This is a genomic window from Vibrio anguillarum (assembly GCF_003390515.1).
GTDB lineage: Bacteria > Pseudomonadota > Gammaproteobacteria > Enterobacterales > Vibrionaceae > Vibrio > Vibrio anguillarum.
The window spans coordinates 676,586-696,997 of the sequence record NZ_CP031478.1 but is presented as its reverse complement, the minus strand read 5'-3'; the positions used below and the strand labels follow the sequence as shown (position 1 = coordinate 696,997).

Sequence of the window (20,412 nt, the reverse complement as noted above, 5' to 3'; positions counted from 1 at the left end):
TTAACGCACAATTAGATTAAAATGTAATCTACAGAAATATAAAATTGCATAATCAATTGCGACTAAACTAACAATTAGTTTACTGATCGTTTTTTCATCTATCTCATCGTCGAGAAGTATTTGGGGGCCTTATGGATTTACAAGTGGTTGTTCAGCCTGCGTCAGTAAGCGAAGTGGTGGGGGATGTTATTGCTGTCGATGCCAAAGGTAACGCGCGTCAAGTGACGGTGGGTGACTCCTTGATGAAAGGTGAAATATTAATCACGGTTAATCATTCATCGGTCACTTTGTTTATCAATGGGCAAGTGGCGGTGGTCGAACAAAACTGCGTCGCGTGCTTTGGTGACACTGTGTTAGAACACGATACATCAATGGATCTGATCCAGTTTCCTGTCGCGGGCGACATTAACGCTGATCTCACCCAACTTAATGAGGCCAATTTTGATGCGGATAATATAGCCGCTATCCAACAAGCCATTTTAGATGGCCAAGACCCGACCCAAATACTTGAAGCAACCGCCGCCGGAGCCGGTGGTGAAGGCTCTGCAAATGCTGGGTTCATCACCATTGATTACAATTTTGCAGAAGTATTGGCGAGTACGTTTTTCGAAACTGCAGGGCGTGATGCTCAGCAATCATTGACTGAAACGAATTTGAGTCCGTTGCGTTTTACCGCTGGGGGTGAATCATTATCAGCGGCATTAGTTGAAGGTTCGCTCTCACTAAATTCGTATCCACAATCAGTGACGGCAAATGTTTTAATCGCGGCGGGAGATCTGCCACTGGATGCCGCCTCTTTTGTCCCTGAATCCCTTTCATTAGCTGCGCTATTGTCAGAGCTGAATAGCGATATTACTTCGGCTGGGCGATCAGTAAGCTTTCGTTATGATGCTACGGCTAACCATATTGTCGGTGAACTTGACGGCAGTGAAGTGCTACGGATTGATTTAGTGGCGACGTCTGTCGGTAAAGACATCAACTTAGAGATAGTGACGACCATTAGTCAACCGATTGACCATGTTCCCTCCGTGGGAGGTGGCTTAGTTTCTTTTGCTAATGATCAAATTGCGATTCAATTCGATGTGACCGGTTCTGATGCGGGTGGAAATCCTATTCGCTCGCCGATTTCTATCGCAATCAGTATTGGTGATGGTAATAACCCTGTTATGTCCGATGAACCGTCGACGTCCGTTTATGAGGATAATTTGGCAAATATCGGTTCGGATGCCAGTGCTTCACAGACGATTACCGTTTCAGGACAGTTTGATACCCAATTGGGTTCTGATCAAATTGAAAGCTATCAGTTGGATTTAAGTGCTAACCCGTTGGCGGGGTTAACCTCGGCTGGTGTCGCGGTGCAATTGGCCTCTTCCTCGTCATTGAACGGGGTTTATACCTATCAGGCGAGCGCCAATGGCCAGCCTATTTTTGAGTTGATATTAAACCCAGACGGTCGTTACCAGTTTACGTTACAAGGCGCGCTGGATCATCCAGTCAATAGTGATGAGTTATTACTCAACCTTTCGGTATTGGCAACCGATTATGATGGTGATAGCTCTGAAAGTGTGCGTTTACCAATCAACATTATTGACGATAAACCTGAAATCATTGGTGTGGATACGCTCAGCGTTGACGAAGACGATTTAGCGTCAGGCTCAGACAGCAGCAAAGAGCCGTTGTTCGCCGAAGGCTATTTCACCACCACTCAAGGGGCCGATACGGTAGTGAGTTATCAGCTTGATACCAGCATTAACCCCATCGCTGGGTTAACCTCGCAAGGTGAAAGTGTGGTATTGGGCGCGGCGACAGTTGATGCCAACGGTAACTACCTCTATCAAGCAAGTACTACCCCAAGCGGTCAGACGGTATTTAGCTTAGTGCTTAACGCAGATGGTAGTTATCGTTTTACCCTACAAGGGCCAATTGACCATGCGCAGGGGAGCGATGAGCTACTGGTGAATTTCAAGGTGGTTGCAACTGACTATGATGGCGACAGCGCCAACATTCTGCTGCCTGTCACCATTCATGATGATCAGCCAATCATCGCGGGCGTGCAAGCGCTCAGCGTTGACGAAGATGATTTAGCGTCAGGCTCAGACAGCAGCAAAGAGCCGTTGTTTGCCGAGGGAGTTTTTACTACTCAAAGCGCGGATAAGGTGGTGAGCTATCAGTTGGATACCAGCAGTAACCCGCTTGCAGGACTAACTTCGCAAGGTGAAGCGGTGAGTTTGGGCGCGGCGACAATCGATGCCGACGGCAACTACCACTATCAAGCTAGCGCTGCACCGAGCGGCAATGCGGTGTTTAGTTTGGTGCTCAATGCGGATGGTAGCTATCGTTTTACCCTGCAAGGTCCGATTGACCATTCGCAGGGGAGCGATGAGCTGCTGGTAAATTTCAAGGTAGTGACAACCGATTATGATGGCGACAGCGCCAACATTCTGCTGCCCGTCACCATCCATGATGATCAGCCAATCATCACCGGCGTGCAAGCGCTCAGCGTTGACGAAGACGATTTAACGTCAGGCTCAGACAGTAGCAAAGAGCCGCTGTTCGCTGAGGGAATGTTTACCACTCAAAGCGCCGATAAGGTGGTGAGCTATCAGTTGGATACCAGCAGTAACCCGCTTGCGGGCTTAACCTCGCAAGGCGAAGCGGTGATCTTGGGCGCGGCGACAATCGATGCCAATGGTAACTACCACTACCAAGCCAGCACCACACCCAGTGGCAATGCGGTGTTTAGCTTAGTGCTCAATGCGGATGGCAGTTACCGTTTTACTTTGCAAGGTCCGATTGATCACGCCGCAGGCAGCGATGAGCGACTGGTGAATTTCAAAGTGGTGGCGACGGACTATGATGGCGACGCCTCTGACATTCTACTGCCTGTCACTATTGTGGATGACAAGCCAACGATTGTCGGCATTCGCACCGGTAGCGAACAGAGCGTGGATGAAGATGACTTAGCCACGATCGGTTCTGATCGTTCAGACAGCACCGTTATTGCTGGGCACTTTGATGTGATTGACGGGGCCGATGGTATTGTCAGTTATCAAGTGTCTGATCTCACCACGCCTGTCGAGAATTTAACGTCTGGTGGTCAAGAGATAGAGATCATCCAAATTTCAAGCAGTAATGGTGTCACTATTTATGAGGCGGTGATTAAGAATACGACGGACGTGGTTTTTCGTCTCACGTTAAATGGCTCGGCCGATAGTTACCAATTTGAACTGCTTAAAGCCATCGACCACCCTACTGCTGCTGGCGAAAATATCTTTATTTTAGATCTTCCTATCACCGCAACCGATAGAGATGGCGATGTTTCCGCTGCAATCAGTCTTCCAATCTCAATTGTTGATGATATTCCGACTTTGCATGACAAAACCATTGATCGTTATGAGAGTACTGGTAATAAGACAGTCAATTTATTTAGCCAAGACAACAATACCTCACCGGATACTCAAGGGGCTGATCACGCCGTTATCACTAAATTTGTGGCCGTTGATGAAGTGGGTCGTGATATTCAATTTAGGGATGGCAATGGCGCAAGCTTAGCTAATGAAATTGAACTTAACGGCATCACAAAAACGGTCACGGTTGTCGAAATAAAAAATGGTGTTGAGCGTGATTTAGGCACACTGACGATAACGCCTAACGGTAACGCGACATTTAAACCAGTTGCTAGCCTTGAACATGGTGATGATCCGACCATTTCATTTACTGTCGATGTCACTGCGCAAGATTTTGATGGTGATGCCTCAACCGAACAGTTGAACATCAATATTCTTGATAGAAATGCCACTATCACAGTTGCTAATGTTATTGGCGCTGAAGACGCTGGACGCGATGGTGTCACTATTTTGTTTAACGACCCCAATCAAATCACTAATAGGCAAGATAACCAATCCGGCTTAAATACTTCACCGCTTAAAGTGGATTTGCAGATCAATCTTTATGATTTGGATCGCAATGAATCGATTGGTGATGTAAAAATCACGGCCAGCAACGCGCATGGCGATTTTTACTATCTCAATAGTTCGGATGTTTATGTCAAATTAGAGCTAGTCAGTGGACGATTTGTTTTGCCCGCAGATGCGGTGGAGCAAAGCTTAACAGGCAGTGTTGCTAAGATTGAAAACTTGTATTTTGTGCCTGACCGTCACTATGCCAGCGCTAACGGTGGCTTCCAACTCAATATTACTGTGCAGGTTTTGAATAATGGCCAGCATGATCATAATGTGAACGGGAAATTGCGCATTGAGGTGGAAAGTGTGGCCGATATTGCTACTTGGACCTCAAGCAGCCAATTTCATTATGATGCAGTAGAAGATAGTGACAATATTACTCTCGATGTTTTAGCGCAGACACAAGATAACAGTACCCCCGAAACAATCCTGTATGAGATCCGCTTTACTCAAGGTGAAGGTGAGGCGCAGCTAGTTTATGCCGATGGTACGCCGGTTGTAATGAGCTCGGATGCTTCAGGTCACTATTATCTTGTTAGCGCGAGTAACATTAATCAAGTGCAAGTTGACCCTAATGATAATTTCAGTGGTCAGATCAAACTTGATATTACAGCGATCACGACCGAGCAAAATAACGTTCACGTTGGTAAAGAGAGCGCCCGATCAGAAACGAAAGAAATCGTGATAGATGTTAGCCCTGTTGCCGACATGGGCAGCTTCTCTGTCAATCGAGTCAATGTTTTTGAAGATAATGCCGCAACGCAAAATACCGTTGACCCCACCACAGATCACGATCCCTTGTTATTAAGTGAAGTCATTACGATGGCCGGATCCGTTGATTCTGATGGTTCAGAAACACTCTATGTGCGTCTTTCTGATTTTTCAGAAACAGGTGTCACACTGATTTGGTTGGGAGCCGGAGCCAGCGAAATATCACAAATAACCGATGCCAATGGTCATACTTATTATGAAGTTCCTGAACAATATCTTGACCAAGTTGAAGTGCTACCCCCGTTACATGGTAACGCTGATTTTACCTTCTCTGTTGAAGGGATTATTAAAGATGTGGTCAATCTTTCTACGGGTGCGGTGGCAGATGAAATATCGTTAGGTGCTAAGACGGTTAATGTTTCAGTTAAGGGCGTAGCAGACATTCCAACCATTGATTTTCACTCAAACAGTACTAACACTTGGAATGAATTTAGTGAAAATGGTCTGCAAGTGATTGAAACGACGATTGATGAAAATCAATCCGTTGGCTTTGGCTTTAGTGTGTTATCCGGTGAGCTTGCGGATAATCCAACTGACAGCTCTGAGTCGATCACCGTTTTGCTGTCGAACATTCCAGATGGTGTCAAACTGTATGATAGTGTTGGTAGCGTGATTAACTTGGTATTTGTTGGTTACGATACTGCGCAGCAACCTATTTATCAGGCGAATCTAACTTCAGCGCAGGTTGATTCAGGTATTCGAGTTGAGCCATCTCATTCATCGACCGAAAACATCAACATCAAAATGACCACCATCGTTACTGAAAATGATGGACATACGCGTCAAATTGAGTCGGAAATTCGCATTAAAGTGGCACCGGTGATTGATGTTGTTGACAACTATCAATCTCACTCGCTTGGTAACGAGGACAGCCGCATTAATATTCATTGGCAGCCAGAAGAAGAACAACATCTTGATGCTGATGAATATTTTGCCTCTGTTACACTTTCTGGCTTCCCAGCTGGTAGTACTATTTACGTCGATGGTGTTGTCACGGCCTTAGACAGTGACGGCAAGCTCATTTTGACCCCCGCACTGGGACAGAGCGAGCAAGATTTCTCAGCGCAAGTGCTGACAACTGGTTACGTTCAAGTTCGGCCACCAGAGCACTCCAGTACTGATTTTACCTTGAGCACTGAGATTGTGGTTAAAGAGCAAGACAACGAATACGTCGATGCAATCAATTCTGGCGAAGGTATTGCTTCGAAAGTCATTCACGGCTCTGTTGATATCACGGTAAGGCCGATAGTTGAAGCTGATGGACAACTGCGTGTTGAAGAAAACGGCGTAGTTACAAATAAAGCTGTCGCAGATGCCTCTGGTGCGATCTATTTTACTATTAATGATGCGGCCGGCGGCGAGCCCAATGCGAACGTTATACGCTTTGATAATGCAGACACTCAATCGACAGAAGGTTACCAATCATTAGAAGTGGTCGACCAGCTGGTGGTGCGTTTTAGCAATATTACGCCACAGGTACTTGATCAACTACTGATTACTGGTGCAATTAATAATGGGGATGGTTCATGGACCATTGTTGATGAGCAGAATTTCAGTGTAAAAGCACCGAATGGCCTGACATTGAGTAGTGGTAACGATCCTGATGGTGATGGTTATAACGACATCACTGTGACCATTTTTGCCCAAGTGTATGACCAAGGGGAAGATAGCTCTGAAGCCAAAGTAGTTCGACAAGTGCAATCAGAGCTCACCTTACAATTTCCGCTCACTGCTACGGGCAACAACACGGTAGCAGCTGACATTACTTTAGTTGGCAATGCGGATGATATTGTATTAGGCATCGAAGATAACGCTATTAATTTAGGTCAGCAAATCCAAGATAAATTAATGGTGAGCGCTTCAGGTTTTGATGGTGTAGAAGATGAGCTCAGTATTGTCATCGCGCAAAGTGTGCTACCAGCGGGCGCAAGTTTATCTGGTGGTCATTTTGATTTCGTTGATGGCTTGTATGTATACAAAGGTACCGTGAATACCGATGGCTCGATTTCAGGGTTAGAAAATCTGCAACTGCATCTGCCTGAAGATTACGCGGGCGACTTTAATTTGCCGATCACTTTTGTAACGACAGACACGGCTTCTGGTGATGAAAAAACCTTCAGTACGCAAATCCCAGTGGCAGTTTCTCCGGTAGCTGATGTTCCCGGAACGCATCAACCGCAAGATGATGACATTACCCCTAAAGCGACATTGACCATAGAAGGCACGCTTGGGTTAGATGCAAATCATCAGCCGACTTCAAGTTCGTCCGACGTTCCGACCAATGACGGAACCGGGTATGAAGATGGTATTATTCATCTTTCGCTCGACATTGACCTTGCTGATATTCGCAATAGCGCTACGGAAGGACAAGAGGTGCTGAGCGAAGTCACCTTAACCCTACAAGGAACCAATATCGGAACCTTTGTTGATGCGCAAGGCAATGATCTCGGTACCAGTATCACTTTTAGTCAGCCTCAGCTACCTGCGGCATTAGACAATGTTTATTTCAAACCCGCACCCAATTATCCGACTGGCGATGATGATAATACCGTCAACATTACCGTGGCGGGGAAAGTGACTGATATCACGCAATTTGATGATACCAATGCCAATGCGTTGGGTGTGGCTAATACTGATGCTGATAAACCATTTACCACACAAGTAAGTTTTGATGTGACGCCAGTGGTAGACGACGTCATTATTTCCAGTGGTGGTAGCAGTGATATTGAAGTGCATGGATTGGAAGATGAGTGGATTGTCCTTTCTAAACCGGGTTCTGAATTTACCGTTGATCTGAACGATACAGATGGCTCTGAGGTATTTGTGTCGATCAAGCTTACTGGGGTGCCAACGGATTTTGTCGTGAGTTCTCTCTCTTCTGACTATACCGTGAAAAATAATGGTGGTGGTGAGTGGAGTATTCAGATTAACAACCTAGCACAAACCTCGATCAATTTATCCGATATTGCGATGAAACCTGCGAAGAACTTCAGTGGCGAAGTGGAAATCGGCATCAAGGTCTTTACCCAAGAATCCTTGCTTGGTGTGCCTGTAGAGCATAACGGCAGCTTTAGATTGGATATTGCGCCCGTTGGGGATGTGGTGGATGTTGAACCAGTGACTAACGGCGCTGGCGATGAAGGCGTTGACATTGAAATTGATATCAACGCGCAAATTATCGATAAAGCCGATTCCATTGCAGCCGGTGCGAACCATAGTGAAAACTCGCCAGAAACGTTGCGAATTGAAGTTTCCGGGGTGCCAGATGGAGCAAGTATTGCATTGCCTGATGGCACGCTGGGGACTTACATCGGCGGTGGCGTATGGTTGTTGAATGCCGATGCGCAAAGCTTAGATAAACTGATTTTTAATTCTGGTGATTGGCATAAGGACACTTGGGCAGGAGATCTGACGATTAAAGTGCAGTCGGTCGATACAGGGCTGGACGGTACTGAACATTTGGGGCCTGCGCGTGAGTTTACTGTTTCAGTTGATGTTCAGGCGGTCAATGATGCGCCCACCATTGATAGTGCTACGGTCACCACAACGATTGATGAAGAGGCGGGGCAAAAAGTTACCGGCTTGAGTGTGAGTGATATCGATTATGCAGGCTCACATGCCAACGACCCCATGACGGTGATTTTGAGCGTGAGCGAAGGTTTGCTCAGTGCTGTGATCCCCGCGTTAAGTTCTGTCACGCAGAGCACCAATTTGGCTGGAGAACTCGTCCTACAAGGCACGTTATCGGATATTAATGCGCTACTTAATAGCAGCGATCCCGCCAGTGGCGTTTTTGTTGATGCCACCGCGATTGGTAGTGACCATATTGATCTGACAATTAAGGCCAATGATGGTGGTGTTTATGCCGACAATGTTTCTGGTATGGCGTTAGAAGAGACAGAAACCGTCAGTATTGCGGTGACGCCCAAAGCCAATACGCCGATATTAACCCTTGATCCGAGCTTTAATTATATGAAGCAGACGTATGTTAGCCAAAGTATCAGCGCTCAAGGTATTGCATTGCTGGGGTTAATCGCGGCATTAACGGATAGCCATGAAGTGTTGTCATTGGAGATCGACAGTCTGCCAAGTGGCGCTACCCTTTCTAGTAGCTCGGGCAGTGTGACTGAGCAAAACGGAGTGTGGAGTGTTTCCGCTGATGCTATCGACGGATTACAGGTTAGCGGGCTCGATTTAGGGCAACACACTCTGTCGGTAGCGGCTATCTCAACAGAAACGGATGGTAGCCGTGCAGCCTCTGCATCAATTGATATTGCGATTGAAGTATTGCCTGACGGCAGCACGATTGATCAATCAACGAACGGGGATGATGCGCAATTGCTCGCCGGTAATGTTGGGGCGCAGTTGCTAGGAGGCAGTGGTCATGATCACCTTGAAGGTGGTGATGGTGATGACTCCTTAGTGGGTGGTGGCGGAAATGATACCTTGATTGGCGGGCTTGGTGCCGACATCTTAACCGGGGGAAGTGGCGCTGACATATTTAAATGGACGCCCGATACTGTTGATGAGCAAACCGACACTATCACTGATTTCAACGCTGGTGAAGGTGATGTGATAGATCTCACTGATGTTGTGGCCGATTTACATTTGCCCATGGATCAACTGCTCGTTTCGCTACACACTTCTCATCAGATAGAAGCGAAAGTGATGACCAACACGACGGATGTGGAATTGGAAATTTTGACGGACAGTAACGTACATCAAACCATTGTGGTGCAAGATCTTGCCAGCCAATTCAATTTTGATGGCATGGCGTCGATTGACATTGTTGGTTTCTTATTGGACAACAACATTATCAAGCATGACGTTTAAATAAAGAAAAGAGCAGTTAAATAAAGAAAAAGTGCACCCAACGGCTTCAGGCTCAGTTGGGTGCACTTTTTTATTTAGCAGTAAACACACCCCAGCGCTGTATCAGTCTGGGGCATTTACAGTGGGTTAACCAATGATGATTTGGCTCAGCACATAACCTAAACAGCACGCACTCACGACGCCAATTAAACCGACGGACATGAACGAGTGGTTGAAGTAGTACTTACCGATTTTGGTGGTTCCTGTGGTATCAAAGTTGACCGTTGCAATATCTGACGGATAGTTTGGAATGAAGAAGTATCCGTACAGTGCGGGCATTAATCCCACCAGTAGCGCAGGTTCTAAACCTAGCCCGAGGCCTACAGGTAACATCATTACCGCTACTGCGGCTTGTGAGTTCACCACAACAGAAACAATGAATAGTGCAAGCGCGAAGGTCCAGTGATGGTCGGTAACCATCTCAACAATGCCTGATTTAAACTGCGGCATCGCGTATTGGAAATAGGTATCCGACATCCAAGCGATACCGAAGATGGCAATTGCCGCTACCATACCTGATTTGAATACCACACCGTTTGGTACATCTCGTGGGTCGGTTTTGGTTGCCAGTAAAATGATACCGCCAAAGCAGAGCATCATCATCTGGATAACCACCGCCATACTGATCGGTTTACTGCCTTCAACAATAGTGCGTGTTTCTGGCACCATCGCTAGCACGACTATGGTTAATATCGCACCAATGAAAATCAACACAGAATTACGCGCTGCCGCGGGTAACGTTTCATTCAGCGTTGTCGCGGTTGTGTTTAGGATTTTCTCTTTCCACACTGGATCTTGCAGACGTTCTTGATACTCAGGATCATCATCTAGTTCTTTCCCACGGCGCAAGCTGTACAAAGACATCAACAGCGTTCCGAATAAGGTCGCAGGCACAGTGACCAGCAAAATAGAGAGCAAGGTGATCTCGTGTTGAATATTCGACAATTGAGCAAGGTAGTAGACAACGGCCGCTGAGATTGGGGAAGCGGTAATCGCGATTTGCGAAGCAACAGAAGACGCAGCCATTGGACGTTCAGGACGGATCCCATTTTTCAATGCCACATCACCAATGATCGGCATGATGGAATACACCGCATGGCCAGTACCCAGCATAAACGTCATTGCGTAAGTGACGAACGGTGCAATCAAAGTGACATTTTTCGGGTTCTTACGCAGTAAACGTTCTGCCACTTGCAGCATGTATTTCAATCCGCCAGCCGCTTCGAGTATTGAAGCACAGGTGACAACGGCAAGAATGATCAACATGACGGTGATCGGTGGTGATGTGGGTGGCATTTTGAAGACAAAAACTTCAATGACCAAGCCAATACCAGAAACCACACCAAGGCCAATACCACCGTAGCGTGAGCCTATATAGAGCATTAATAGCAGGAATAAAAATTCCAAATACAACATATCTGTTTCCTATCCAAAGGTGTTAATGAAAATATTGTCTAACGTAACGTTAAAAAAAGATGAAACCTTGTTCACACAACCATTTACCCTATAAATGAAACGACATTAATCAGAGATTGCTCACGCATTTTATTCAATAAGTAATGAATATGAATAAACAAATGTAACCATTTTGTTGTGCTACAGGTGGGCTGGCGTTAATGATGAAGCTTATTTTCTCGCCGCGTAGGCTGTTTGCCGATCGCTAACCTTAATTTAAGATAGCACAAAGGGTACTGAGCTATTGGCCTTTGGGCGTTGGAATGAAATGCATATGAGAAAACTCATCGTCCATTTGGTAGTGCGTAAACCCAAATCGCTGATACAAAGCACCGACGGGGCTACCTTGCAAATAACAGAGCTTACATGGGTATTGAGTCAGATTGGCTTGGTTGACGACCAGTTGTAACACTTGGCTACCCACCCCTCTATTTTGAAAATCTGGCAGAATAAAAAAGCGTGAGAAGTAGAGCGTTTCATGCTTGCTCTGCAGTAAATAAGTGCCAATCGGTTGGCCATCAGCGCAGATGATCGTTGGTAGACCAGAATGCCATTCTTGGCGATGCAGCACTTGCTGCAACTCTTCATCCCAGCCAAATATCGCCGTAATAGCATCCATTTCTGCGACTTTTTTTAGATCAAAAGCAAATTGATAATCGCTGTCACTTGCGGGGCGAAAGGTTACCTTCATACGTTTATCTTTTTGTTTAATAATACGTTGCTTACCAAGATATCAATCGTCGGCGTATTCATGGGCAATCGAAATAAAGCGCTCTTCTATTGCCAAGAAGGCATCAATGACTTCTGGGTCAAAATGGCTTCCTCTTCCGTCCAAAATAATCCCTTTCGCATCGGCGTGAGGCATCGGCTCCTTATAGATGCGTCGGCAAATCAGAGCGTCATAAACATCAGCGACAGCCATTAACCGTGCGCTGAGTGGTATAGCATCACCTTGTAAACCGTTAGGATAGCCAGAGCCATCCCATTTTTCATGGTGCCCATGGGCGATCTCTTTCGCCATATCGATAAGGTCATTTTTCGCGCCTGACATCTTTTCCGCTTTTTCTAGCGCACGTAGCCCTAAGCTGGCATGGCCTTTCATGATCTCAAACTCATCACTGTCCAGTTTTCCTGGTTTTAATAGTATGTTGTCGGCGATGCCCACTTTACCAATATCGTGTAAAGGGGCGGCTTTAAAGTAGGTATTAATAACATTCGGCGTTAGCTTTTGTTGATATTTTGGCAGCTTAGCCAGTTGCTCGGCTAACGCTTTGACGTAATGTTGTGTTCGCAGGATATGGTTACCAGTATCTGGGTCTCTGGTTTCAGCGAGGCTGGCGAGAGCATACACGACCGCGTCTTGCATTTTATCCAATTCATTTGAACGTTTGATCACCTCTTTTTCCAAGTAGCCATTTTGGTTCTTCAGTATGTCTTTTGAAATTTTGTTTTGCAGGTGAGTATCTACTCTGGCTCTTAGCAACGGTACGCTTACGGGTTTGTATACATAGTCAACCGCACCTAACTCAAAGCCTAGTTTTTGATCTTCAGGGTTATCCTTTGCGGTCAGAAAAATCACAGGGATGTCTTGGGTGTTAGGGTTTGCCATGATCTTTTGTATGACTTCAAAACCTGACATTTCCGGCATAACAATATCGAGCAACACTAGGTCAATAGAAAACTTGTCTAAGATACTGAGCGCCATCGGGCCTGATTTAGCGGCCTTGACATGATATCGGTTAGCCAACCCCTGTGACATAAATGCAAGGTTATCTGGCGAATCATCGACGATTAACACGGTACAATTGTCCAAGTTTTCGATGGGCATGAGTCTTTCCTAATAAAAAATAGCAATTGAGCGGCGAAGGTTGGGTTTAAGTCTAAACTTATCAATAACTATAGCTAATCTCAGCGTTAGTAGAGTGAGAAAATTATTAAGAAGGCGCTTCACATGCGATCCATCCGAACTTTATTCACCGTCTTATTTATTGCTATGGGATTATGTTCCATTGCGATGTTTAGTATCACAGACAAAGTAGCCGCTCTGAGAACGGAGAGCCGACAACTGAACGACGAACTTTACCGTTTCTATCGTCTGTCACAAGAGTTGAAGCAGAGCTCAGATCACTTAACCAAATTTGCCCGAGCCTACGCTTCGACTGGCGATGAAAAGTGGCTCAACCTTTTTAATTATGTGCTGAGCGTCAGAAATGGTTCTGTGCCTTTACCGAAAGGGAATGAGTACGAATTTTGGGATGTTGTTGCACAAAACAAACTACTTGCCCGCTCACTGGGTGGCGCACCAGACAACCCTTCGTTACTCGATAGAATGCGTCTTTCGGGCATTGAATCGGTGGAGTTTTTAGAGCTCAAAAATGCGCTTACTTTGTCTGATTCACTGGTGTCACTCGAAAGAGAAGCCTTCATGGCCATCAAAGGATGGAAAAAGAATAGCCAAGGCGAATTTGTCGACACAGGTGAGCCGGATCTGGAATTGGCTCGGGCTATTCTCTATGGTGACCAATACTTCGCGGAAAAGGCGAAAATTATGCAGGCGATTGGTTCTGCGCATCAATCGATCATGCAACGCATGGAGCAAAACATCCAACGTGCCGATAGCGAAGCGCTGCGTTATGAATGGATAAACTTGGCGTTAGTATTAACCTTACTCAGCGTGATCATCTCCTCCTTTGTTCTGCTGTGGCGTCTTTACATCAATCCGTTAAGTCAGCTACTCAAAACGGTTGTGACTCAAGTTAAACGGGAAGATTACGCTTTTACGATCACTCAAACTGCCTATGCAGAGCTACAACATTTTATCGACAGTTTGAATGTGGTGTTTCATCACATCGCTGAGCAGCTTAGCCAAAATACCTTGCTTAAAGATTTCAATATCATCCTGCGCAAAAACGATTCTACGGACCGTTTGTGTAATGAAGTTACGCAGTTCTTACTGCATCAATTTCCTTTGGAAATGGTTGGCATGTACATCTATCAAGAGGGCGTATTAAAACGAGTGGCTGGGGTGGGTTATGGTGAGCATTCGGCCAGAGAATACACCGATCCATCATCGACGCAGCTCAGCGTGTTGCTCAGCGGTCAGCCCTATGCGATGAAAGCACTCGATGGCAACTGTCACATTGAATTTAACGGTGGCAAGTTAGTCATTAACGAAGTGTATTATTTGCCGCTGCACGTCAATCAGCATCCTGTCGCTTTACTAGAGCTGGGTACTATCGGGTCGTTGTCGAGTTTGCAATTTCAGTGGTTATCGCAAATGTTGGATGACTTATCGGTCAGTATTCAATTGAGCCAAAACATTGAAATTCAGCGACGAGCCGAGCAGAAAGTACTCGAACAATCTCAACTGAATCAAGAGATCCTCGATGCGACGCCGAACCCCATGTATTGCTTGTCGGCCTCGGGTACGTATCTGACCATTAACGCTAAGTTTATGGATTTAGTTGGCCTGTCTGCCGAGCAAATTATCGGTAAATCGCCGCAAGATATCTTTCAAAATGAAACGGCGACCATTTTTGCCCAAGTACATAAAAGGCTTGGAGAGGAGCAGTCTTCGCAAGATTACGAATTGTCTCTCTATGACGCTTCACACCACAAAAGAGAGATGTTGGTATACGAAGCTTCTTTCCAAAATAATCGCGGTGAAGTCTCTGGAATTGTCGGAATTTTGCTTGATTTAACCGATCGCAAGCAGATGGAAGAGCAGTTAAGAGAAGCTAAAGAGACCGCGGATGCCATGAGCCAAGCCAAAGGCGATTTCCTTGCGAACATGAGCCACGAGATCCGTACACCAATGAATGCCATTTTGGGCATGGCCCATCTAGCACTCAATACCGAGCTCAATCCTACGCAACAAAAATACATTTCACGGATTAATGAATCGGCGAAAAACTTGCTTGGCATCATTAACGACATTTTGGATTTTTCCAAAATAGAGGCGGGCAAGCTGAATGTTGAGCACATTGATTTTAGCCTTGATGAGGTATTGGATAACCTCACCACCTTGATTTCGCTAAAAGCCCAAGAGAAAAACATCGAGTTTTTATTAGATATCGATCCACATATTCCAGTGGGCTTGGTGGGCGACCCGCTGCGTTTGGGGCAAGTCCTCGTTAACTTATGTGGCAATGCGGTGAAATTTACCGAACGAGGGGAGATCATCGTTTCGGCACGAGTCGTGGGGCAAAACGACGCCAACGTGACCTTGAAGTTTACCGTTTCTGATACAGGTATTGGCATTGCTGAATCTAACGTAGCCACTCTGTTCTCTGCATTTTCTCAAGCTGATAATAGCATTACTCGCCAATATGGAGGCACGGGCTTGGGGCTTAGCATCAGTAAACAGCTAGTCGGATTGATGGGTGGCGACATTCAAGTACGCAGTGAAGAAGGGTCAGGATCCACCTTTGAATTCACGGTTGAGTGTGGGCTGCAAGAAGCCAAAATGCGCGATATCGCTAAGCCACTCAGCGCTCTAGCAGGCAAACGTGCGTTGGTAGTCGATGATAATGACTCGGCACGCAATATTTTAATGACCTTGCTCAATGCGATGCATTTTGAAGCGAAGTCAGTCAGTAACGGTTTTGAGGCGCTCGATGAAATCCGCAATACGCATTTTGATATGCTGTTTATTGATTGGAATATGCCGGGTATGAATGGCATAGAGTTGCTGCAGAGAATGAAACCATTGGGTGTTTTTGATAACACCAAACGATTCCTCGTCACGGCTTACGGCCGAGAAATCTCCTTGGTGGGAGAAAACAGTAAATTAGTCGATGCCTTGATTGTGAAACCTGTGAACCCATCAAATCTCCTTGATGCCATTATGGACAGCTACGGCATCGAGCAATTAAGGCAGAGCCATGAGTATCTTGATCATGATACAAGGCCAACATTTATTGGGCAAAAAGTGCTTTTGGTAGAAGATAACGAAGTGAACCAGGAGGTGGCTTTCGGCCTGTTAGAAAGTACTCAATTGAGCATTGTTCTTGCTAATAATGGACAAGAAGCTTTGACGAAATTGCAGCAAGAAGCTTTTGATTTAGTGCTGATGGATATGCAGATGCCCATTATGGATGGTATCAGTGCGACGAAAGAGATCCGCCAACATGAGGAGTGGAAAACGCTACCGATTGTTGCAATGACCGCCAATGCGATGTCTTCAGATGTCGAGCACTGTTTAAATGCAGGTATGAATGATCATGTGGCGAAGCCAATTGATGTACAGCGCTTGTACCACGTACTACGCAAATATTTAAAGGCGGATGAAACCACGCCAGTACCCTCTACGGTATTACCGAATCAAGTGAAACCGAGCACTGGCTACCCAGAATTGACGGGTATTGATGTGGAGCAAGCGATTTTCCGAATTGGTGGCAATGCGCAGCGATACTTTGAAATATTGGATCACTTCCTTGCCAGCCAGCAGCAAGAAATAGCGCAATTCCCTAAATTGATTGATAAGGGGCTGTGGGAAGAGGCAGAGCGAGTGATGCACACCCTAAAAGGTTCAGCGGCTAATCTAGGGATTGAGCCTATTGCGCAGCTAGCCAACGAGATGGAAGGGGTTGTGCAGCGACATACGAAACCCGCCATTCAAGATCTCAACACGGTATCAAAGTTGATGTCTACTTTGTTGGATGAGCTAAGAGATTGGGAGCAGACACAATTACATCCGCAGCAAGAGCACCGTGATATTGCGTTGCTCTACCAACAATTAGTGCAATGTGTTGAAAACTACGATGCTGATGCGATTCATATGATCCACCAAATTAAACAATGCAATTTATGGTCTGACGAGCAAAAGAAAAGTTTGATGCATGCGATTGAAGATTTTGATTTTGAAGCGGCTAAAGAGGTATTGGCTCAGTTGCCAGTACCGACTGAAAAAATAAGTTGAAGTATGATGGTGCTTAAAATTGATGCAATAATTGTGGCGTAAAATTCGACATTTTGGCCATTCTCATCCTATGCTAAAAGCAATAATAATAATGAATAAACAGAAATAATTTCGTTGATAAATGAAGAAGGATACTTTTATGAATATCAACAACACCATGAAGCTCGTGTTTGCTGTCATCGGTATTGGTATTGTCATTAGTGTTGTGACGGTATTGCAGCTCAATGGGCTGATGCAACAAGTTGATAATATGGCTCAAGTTCGTTATCAATCTTACCAAGCGGCCGATGAGCTTCGTCAAAGCTCTGATGACTTAACTCGGTTAGGCCGGACTTATGTGGTCAGTGGCGATGAAAAATACGAAAAAATGTACATGGATATTCTTGATATTCGTAATGGTAAGAAACCTCGCCCGCAGAACTACCACACGATATATTGGGACCTTGTGCTGCAATATGGACAAAAGCCTAAAGCAGACGGTAAGAATATCTCTCTCAACCAAATGATGACGGATCTTGGTTTTACTCAGCAAGAGTTTAGTTTGCTCAAAGAAGCTCAAGCTAATTCAGATGGCTTAGTGAACATGGAAGTCAAAGCGATGAATGCTGTTAAGGGGCTTTATCCTGATAGCAATGGCAACTACACCGTTAGAAAAGAGCCAGACCGTAATATGGCGATTTCTCTCTTACACAGTAATGAATACCATCAAGAGAAAGCCAAAATCATGGCTCCGATCGATAAGTTCTTTATTGAATTAGAAAATCGAACCAATAAACAATTCATGGATGCGGCGCAGAAAGTAAAAAGTACGGTATTGGTTGGAAATATCTCCTTAATTAGTGTTTTTATTATTGCCATTATTGGGTATGCCATTGTTAACCGAAAAGTAGTGAAGCCGATTGATACCATGGCTAAATTGCTACAACAAGTAGACAAAAATTCTGATTTGACTTTGCGAGTTGACGATAACAGCCACAACGAACTGGGCATAATCGGCGGTACAATTAATAAGGTGCTTGGTAGTTATGCCACCACCATTAGCAAAATAAACCAGGTAAACCACACCATTTCGGCCATCTCTGAAACGATAAGCGATGTCACCAAACAAAACGTCAAAGTGGCGAATCAGCAAAATCAAGAACTTGAAATGGCGGCGACGGCGATGGAAGAGATGACATCGGCGCTCTCTAGCGTGGCGGAAAGCACCACCATGGCAGAAGAGTATGCGGGCAGCGCGGAAAAAGAAGCCAGTACCAGTAAACAGGTCTTTGATAAAACGACCCATGAATTCGGTGAATTAGAGGGTGAATTTACCAAAACATCCGAGATCATCCAGCAACTTGCGAATGAGTCTAATAACGTTGGTAATGTGCTTGATGTGATTAAAGCGATTGCTGAACAAACCAACCTACTGGCGTTGAACGCGGCGATAGAGGCTGCTCGTGCGGGTGAGCAAGGTCGCGGTTTTGCGGTGGTAGCGGATGAAGTACGCTCACTTGCCCAACGAACTCAACAATCGACGGGTGAGATCGAGAGCATGATTTCGATGCTGCAAGAGAAAGCAGAACAATCGACCAAAACGATCCGGGTGAGTGCTGATAAAATGCAGTCAACGCGCTCTAATATGTCGGTGGCGAACGAAGCGCTTGGTACCATCCAAGGATCGGCGATTGAGATCCATAAATTGAATACGTCGATATCGGCTGCGACAGAAGAGCAATTGGCTGTGAGCGACGAAATTTCCAGCAATCTCAGTAACATTAAAGCCCTTTCGGGTGATATGAACGTTGCCATCAATCAACTCGGGCCTGTCGTTGTTGATTTGCAACGTAATGTCGATGAGTTAAATAGCGCGATTAAGCACATCCGCACTTAAATTTAATATCCTCTCCTTGCTATTTTTTAGGCTCTCTATACTGAGAGCCTTTTATTTCGGCAAAATTTTTTATTTGCAGAATGATGCCCACTTAAGTGGTCACGGCAATACCGCAAGGTAAGCGATAAGTTAAAGCTCTTGCTTCGGCTGACTTTTTCTTGCCAAACGTTGCCAAGGTAAAGAGAGCAAAATGAAGATAGTCAGAGCATACAGCATTGACCAGCCTAAGCAGATAAATACCGCAGTGCAGAGGATCAACGAAATCGCCGCCAACAGTTTGTTGATGCCACTGAGCAATTTATAAGCGGCGAACATCGCTAACAGATAAACTAAGACAAAGATTCCATTCGCAAGTTTTAGGAAAAATTCCAGATTAAGACCAGACCATTCACCAAGCAGGCAAGAAGCCATTAATACAACTCCAACAGCAATGGTTGCATTGGCTGGGACGCCGCGGATTGAAATTCTGGCGATTGCGCTTTCTGGTCGATATTGCCTTGCTTGTGCCCACACCATGCGAGATAAGCTTTGCGTGTATAAATTGATGCTCGCAAAGCACGCAAAAAAGCCGATAAGGCTTATCACCGTTGCCAAACTGCTACCAAAAATTTGTTCGCTCAGCCAAGGAATGGAGGTGCTATCAAATTCTGCGCTGCCATACGCACCAAATTTAAGGATGACCACCGAGCATGCCCAATAGGTGATTCCAGCCACAAAGCAGCCGACAATGATCGCGATCGGAAAATCGCGCTGTGGGTTTTTAAACTCTTCTCCCATATGAGCGAACGCTTCAATCCCGACGAAACACCAGAACATCACTCCGAGTGCGGCGCCAATCGGCCAAATACTGTCCGTGCTGAGTGCGGGCATGGTTAAATCTGCAGCACCAACATCGCCTATCCAGAAAAAAGCACCAACTAATACGAAAATGCTCAGCGCAATAACGGTTTGTAACTGCCCGGAAGATTTGGTGCCCGCCAAATTGACCGCAATCAGCAACAGTACGGTTAATACTTGCGCCATCATCGCCGAGTTCAGTGGCGCAGGGAGGAGTTGTTGAGCAAAGCCTGCCGCCAATGCGACAGCGGCCGGAACGCCGACAGGGATCACGCTGACAAAAAGCCAAGCAACCGAGCGTTCCAACTTAGCGTTAAAAGCTTGGCGGACAAAGTAGGCGGTTCCGCCGGCGTTAGGGTAACGCTTACCCAGAGCGGCAAACGTCAGTGCAATCGGGCAAATCGCCACAAACAGCAGTAGCCATGCCCACAGTGAGAGCTCACCTGCAATACCAGCGGCAATCGCTGGGATCATAAATAACCCTGTTCCCATTAAAGTGGTGGAAAGTTGTCCAATACCAGACAGCAAGGTGATCTCTTGTTTTAACTTATTCACGGCTTCCGTTCCCAAATATCGTTCTGGCGGTTAGCATACGCTGAAGCGAAATAATATGCATCTATCTCAGTTTGCTTACGCCCATTGAGTGCAACGGCTCACCTGCAATATCAGGCCGTTTGGGCAGCGCCACATTCAGGTAGCGTTATGCGAGTCATTTCGTT

At 45.7% G+C, this 20,412-nt stretch carries 7 protein-coding genes; 3 read left to right on the top strand and 4 right to left on the bottom strand.

Annotated elements, in window-relative coordinates; translation table 11 throughout:
• Positions 1-131 precede the first annotated feature (131 nt).
• Positions 132-9,566 carry a retention module-containing protein gene (locus DD616_RS02895; protein WP_208871427.1) on the top strand — a complete coding sequence of 3,145 codons (9,435 nt, stop codon included), beginning with the start codon at positions 132-134 and terminating at the stop codon, positions 9,564-9,566.
• A 126-nt stretch (positions 9,567-9,692) separates the two neighbouring features.
• Here the strand turns inward: DD616_RS02895 and DD616_RS02890 are convergent, their stop codons facing one another.
• The 3 genes from DD616_RS02890 to DD616_RS02880 all read right to left on the bottom strand — a co-directional run bounded on the left by DD616_RS02890 (position 9,693) and on the right by DD616_RS02880 (position 12,888).
• Positions 9,693-11,021: an anaerobic C4-dicarboxylate transporter gene (locus DD616_RS02890; protein ID WP_013868401.1), complete on the bottom strand. Its 1,329-nt coding sequence runs from the start codon at positions 11,019-11,021 to the stop codon at positions 9,693-9,695.
• A 280-nt stretch (positions 11,022-11,301) separates the two neighbouring features.
• Entirely contained in the window at positions 11,302-11,751 is a 450-nt protein-coding gene (locus DD616_RS02885) for a GNAT family N-acetyltransferase (RefSeq protein ID WP_047688721.1), read from the bottom strand.
• A 42-nt stretch (positions 11,752-11,793) separates the two neighbouring features.
• Positions 11,794-12,888, bottom strand: coding sequence for a response regulator (locus tag DD616_RS02880; RefSeq protein ID WP_013868403.1), 1,095 nt, complete (start codon positions 12,886-12,888; stop codon positions 11,794-11,796).
• Positions 12,889-13,011: 123 nt separating this feature from the next.
• On the opposite strand from DD616_RS02880, the gene DD616_RS02875 reads away from it, so the two are divergent.
• On the top strand, positions 13,012-16,980 hold the full coding sequence (locus tag DD616_RS02875) for a response regulator (RefSeq protein ID WP_208871426.1): 3,969 nt from the start codon (positions 13,012-13,014) through the stop codon (positions 16,978-16,980).
• A gap of 139 nt (positions 16,981-17,119) precedes the next feature.
• The gene (locus DD616_RS02870) at positions 17,120-18,856 is read left to right on the top strand and encodes a methyl-accepting chemotaxis protein (RefSeq protein ID WP_047688716.1); all 1,737 of its coding nucleotides are present in this window, start codon (positions 17,120-17,122) and stop codon (positions 18,854-18,856) included.
• A 129-nt stretch (positions 18,857-18,985) separates the two neighbouring features.
• Here DD616_RS02870 and yjeH read toward each other — a convergent pair whose 3' ends face one another.
• A complete protein-coding gene (yjeH, locus tag DD616_RS02865) occupies positions 18,986-20,263 on the bottom strand; it encodes an L-methionine/branched-chain amino acid transporter (RefSeq protein ID WP_019282631.1) in 1,278 nt (425 codons plus the stop codon).
• Positions 20,264-20,412 lie beyond the last annotated feature (149 nt).

Excerpts from the sequence above, each read along its gene's own strand:
- DD616_RS02895 (WP_208871427.1), top strand. The coding sequence starts at position 132 with ATGGATTTACAAGTGGTTGTTCAGCCTGCGTCAGTAAGCGAAGTGGTG.
- DD616_RS02870 (WP_047688716.1), top strand. The coding sequence starts at position 17,120 with ATGAATATCAACAACACCATGAAGCTCGTGTTTGCTGTCATCGGTATT.
- DD616_RS02885 (WP_047688721.1), bottom strand. The coding sequence starts at position 11,751 with ATGAAGGTAACCTTTCGCCCCGCAAGTGACAGCGATTATCAATTTGCT.
- DD616_RS02890 (WP_013868401.1), bottom strand. The coding sequence starts at position 11,021 with ATGTTGTATTTGGAATTTTTATTCCTGCTATTAATGCTCTATATAGGC.
- DD616_RS02880 (WP_013868403.1), bottom strand. The coding sequence starts at position 12,888 with ATGCCCATCGAAAACTTGGACAATTGTACCGTGTTAATCGTCGATGAT.
- DD616_RS02875 (WP_208871426.1), top strand. The coding sequence starts at position 13,012 with ATGCGATCCATCCGAACTTTATTCACCGTCTTATTTATTGCTATGGGA.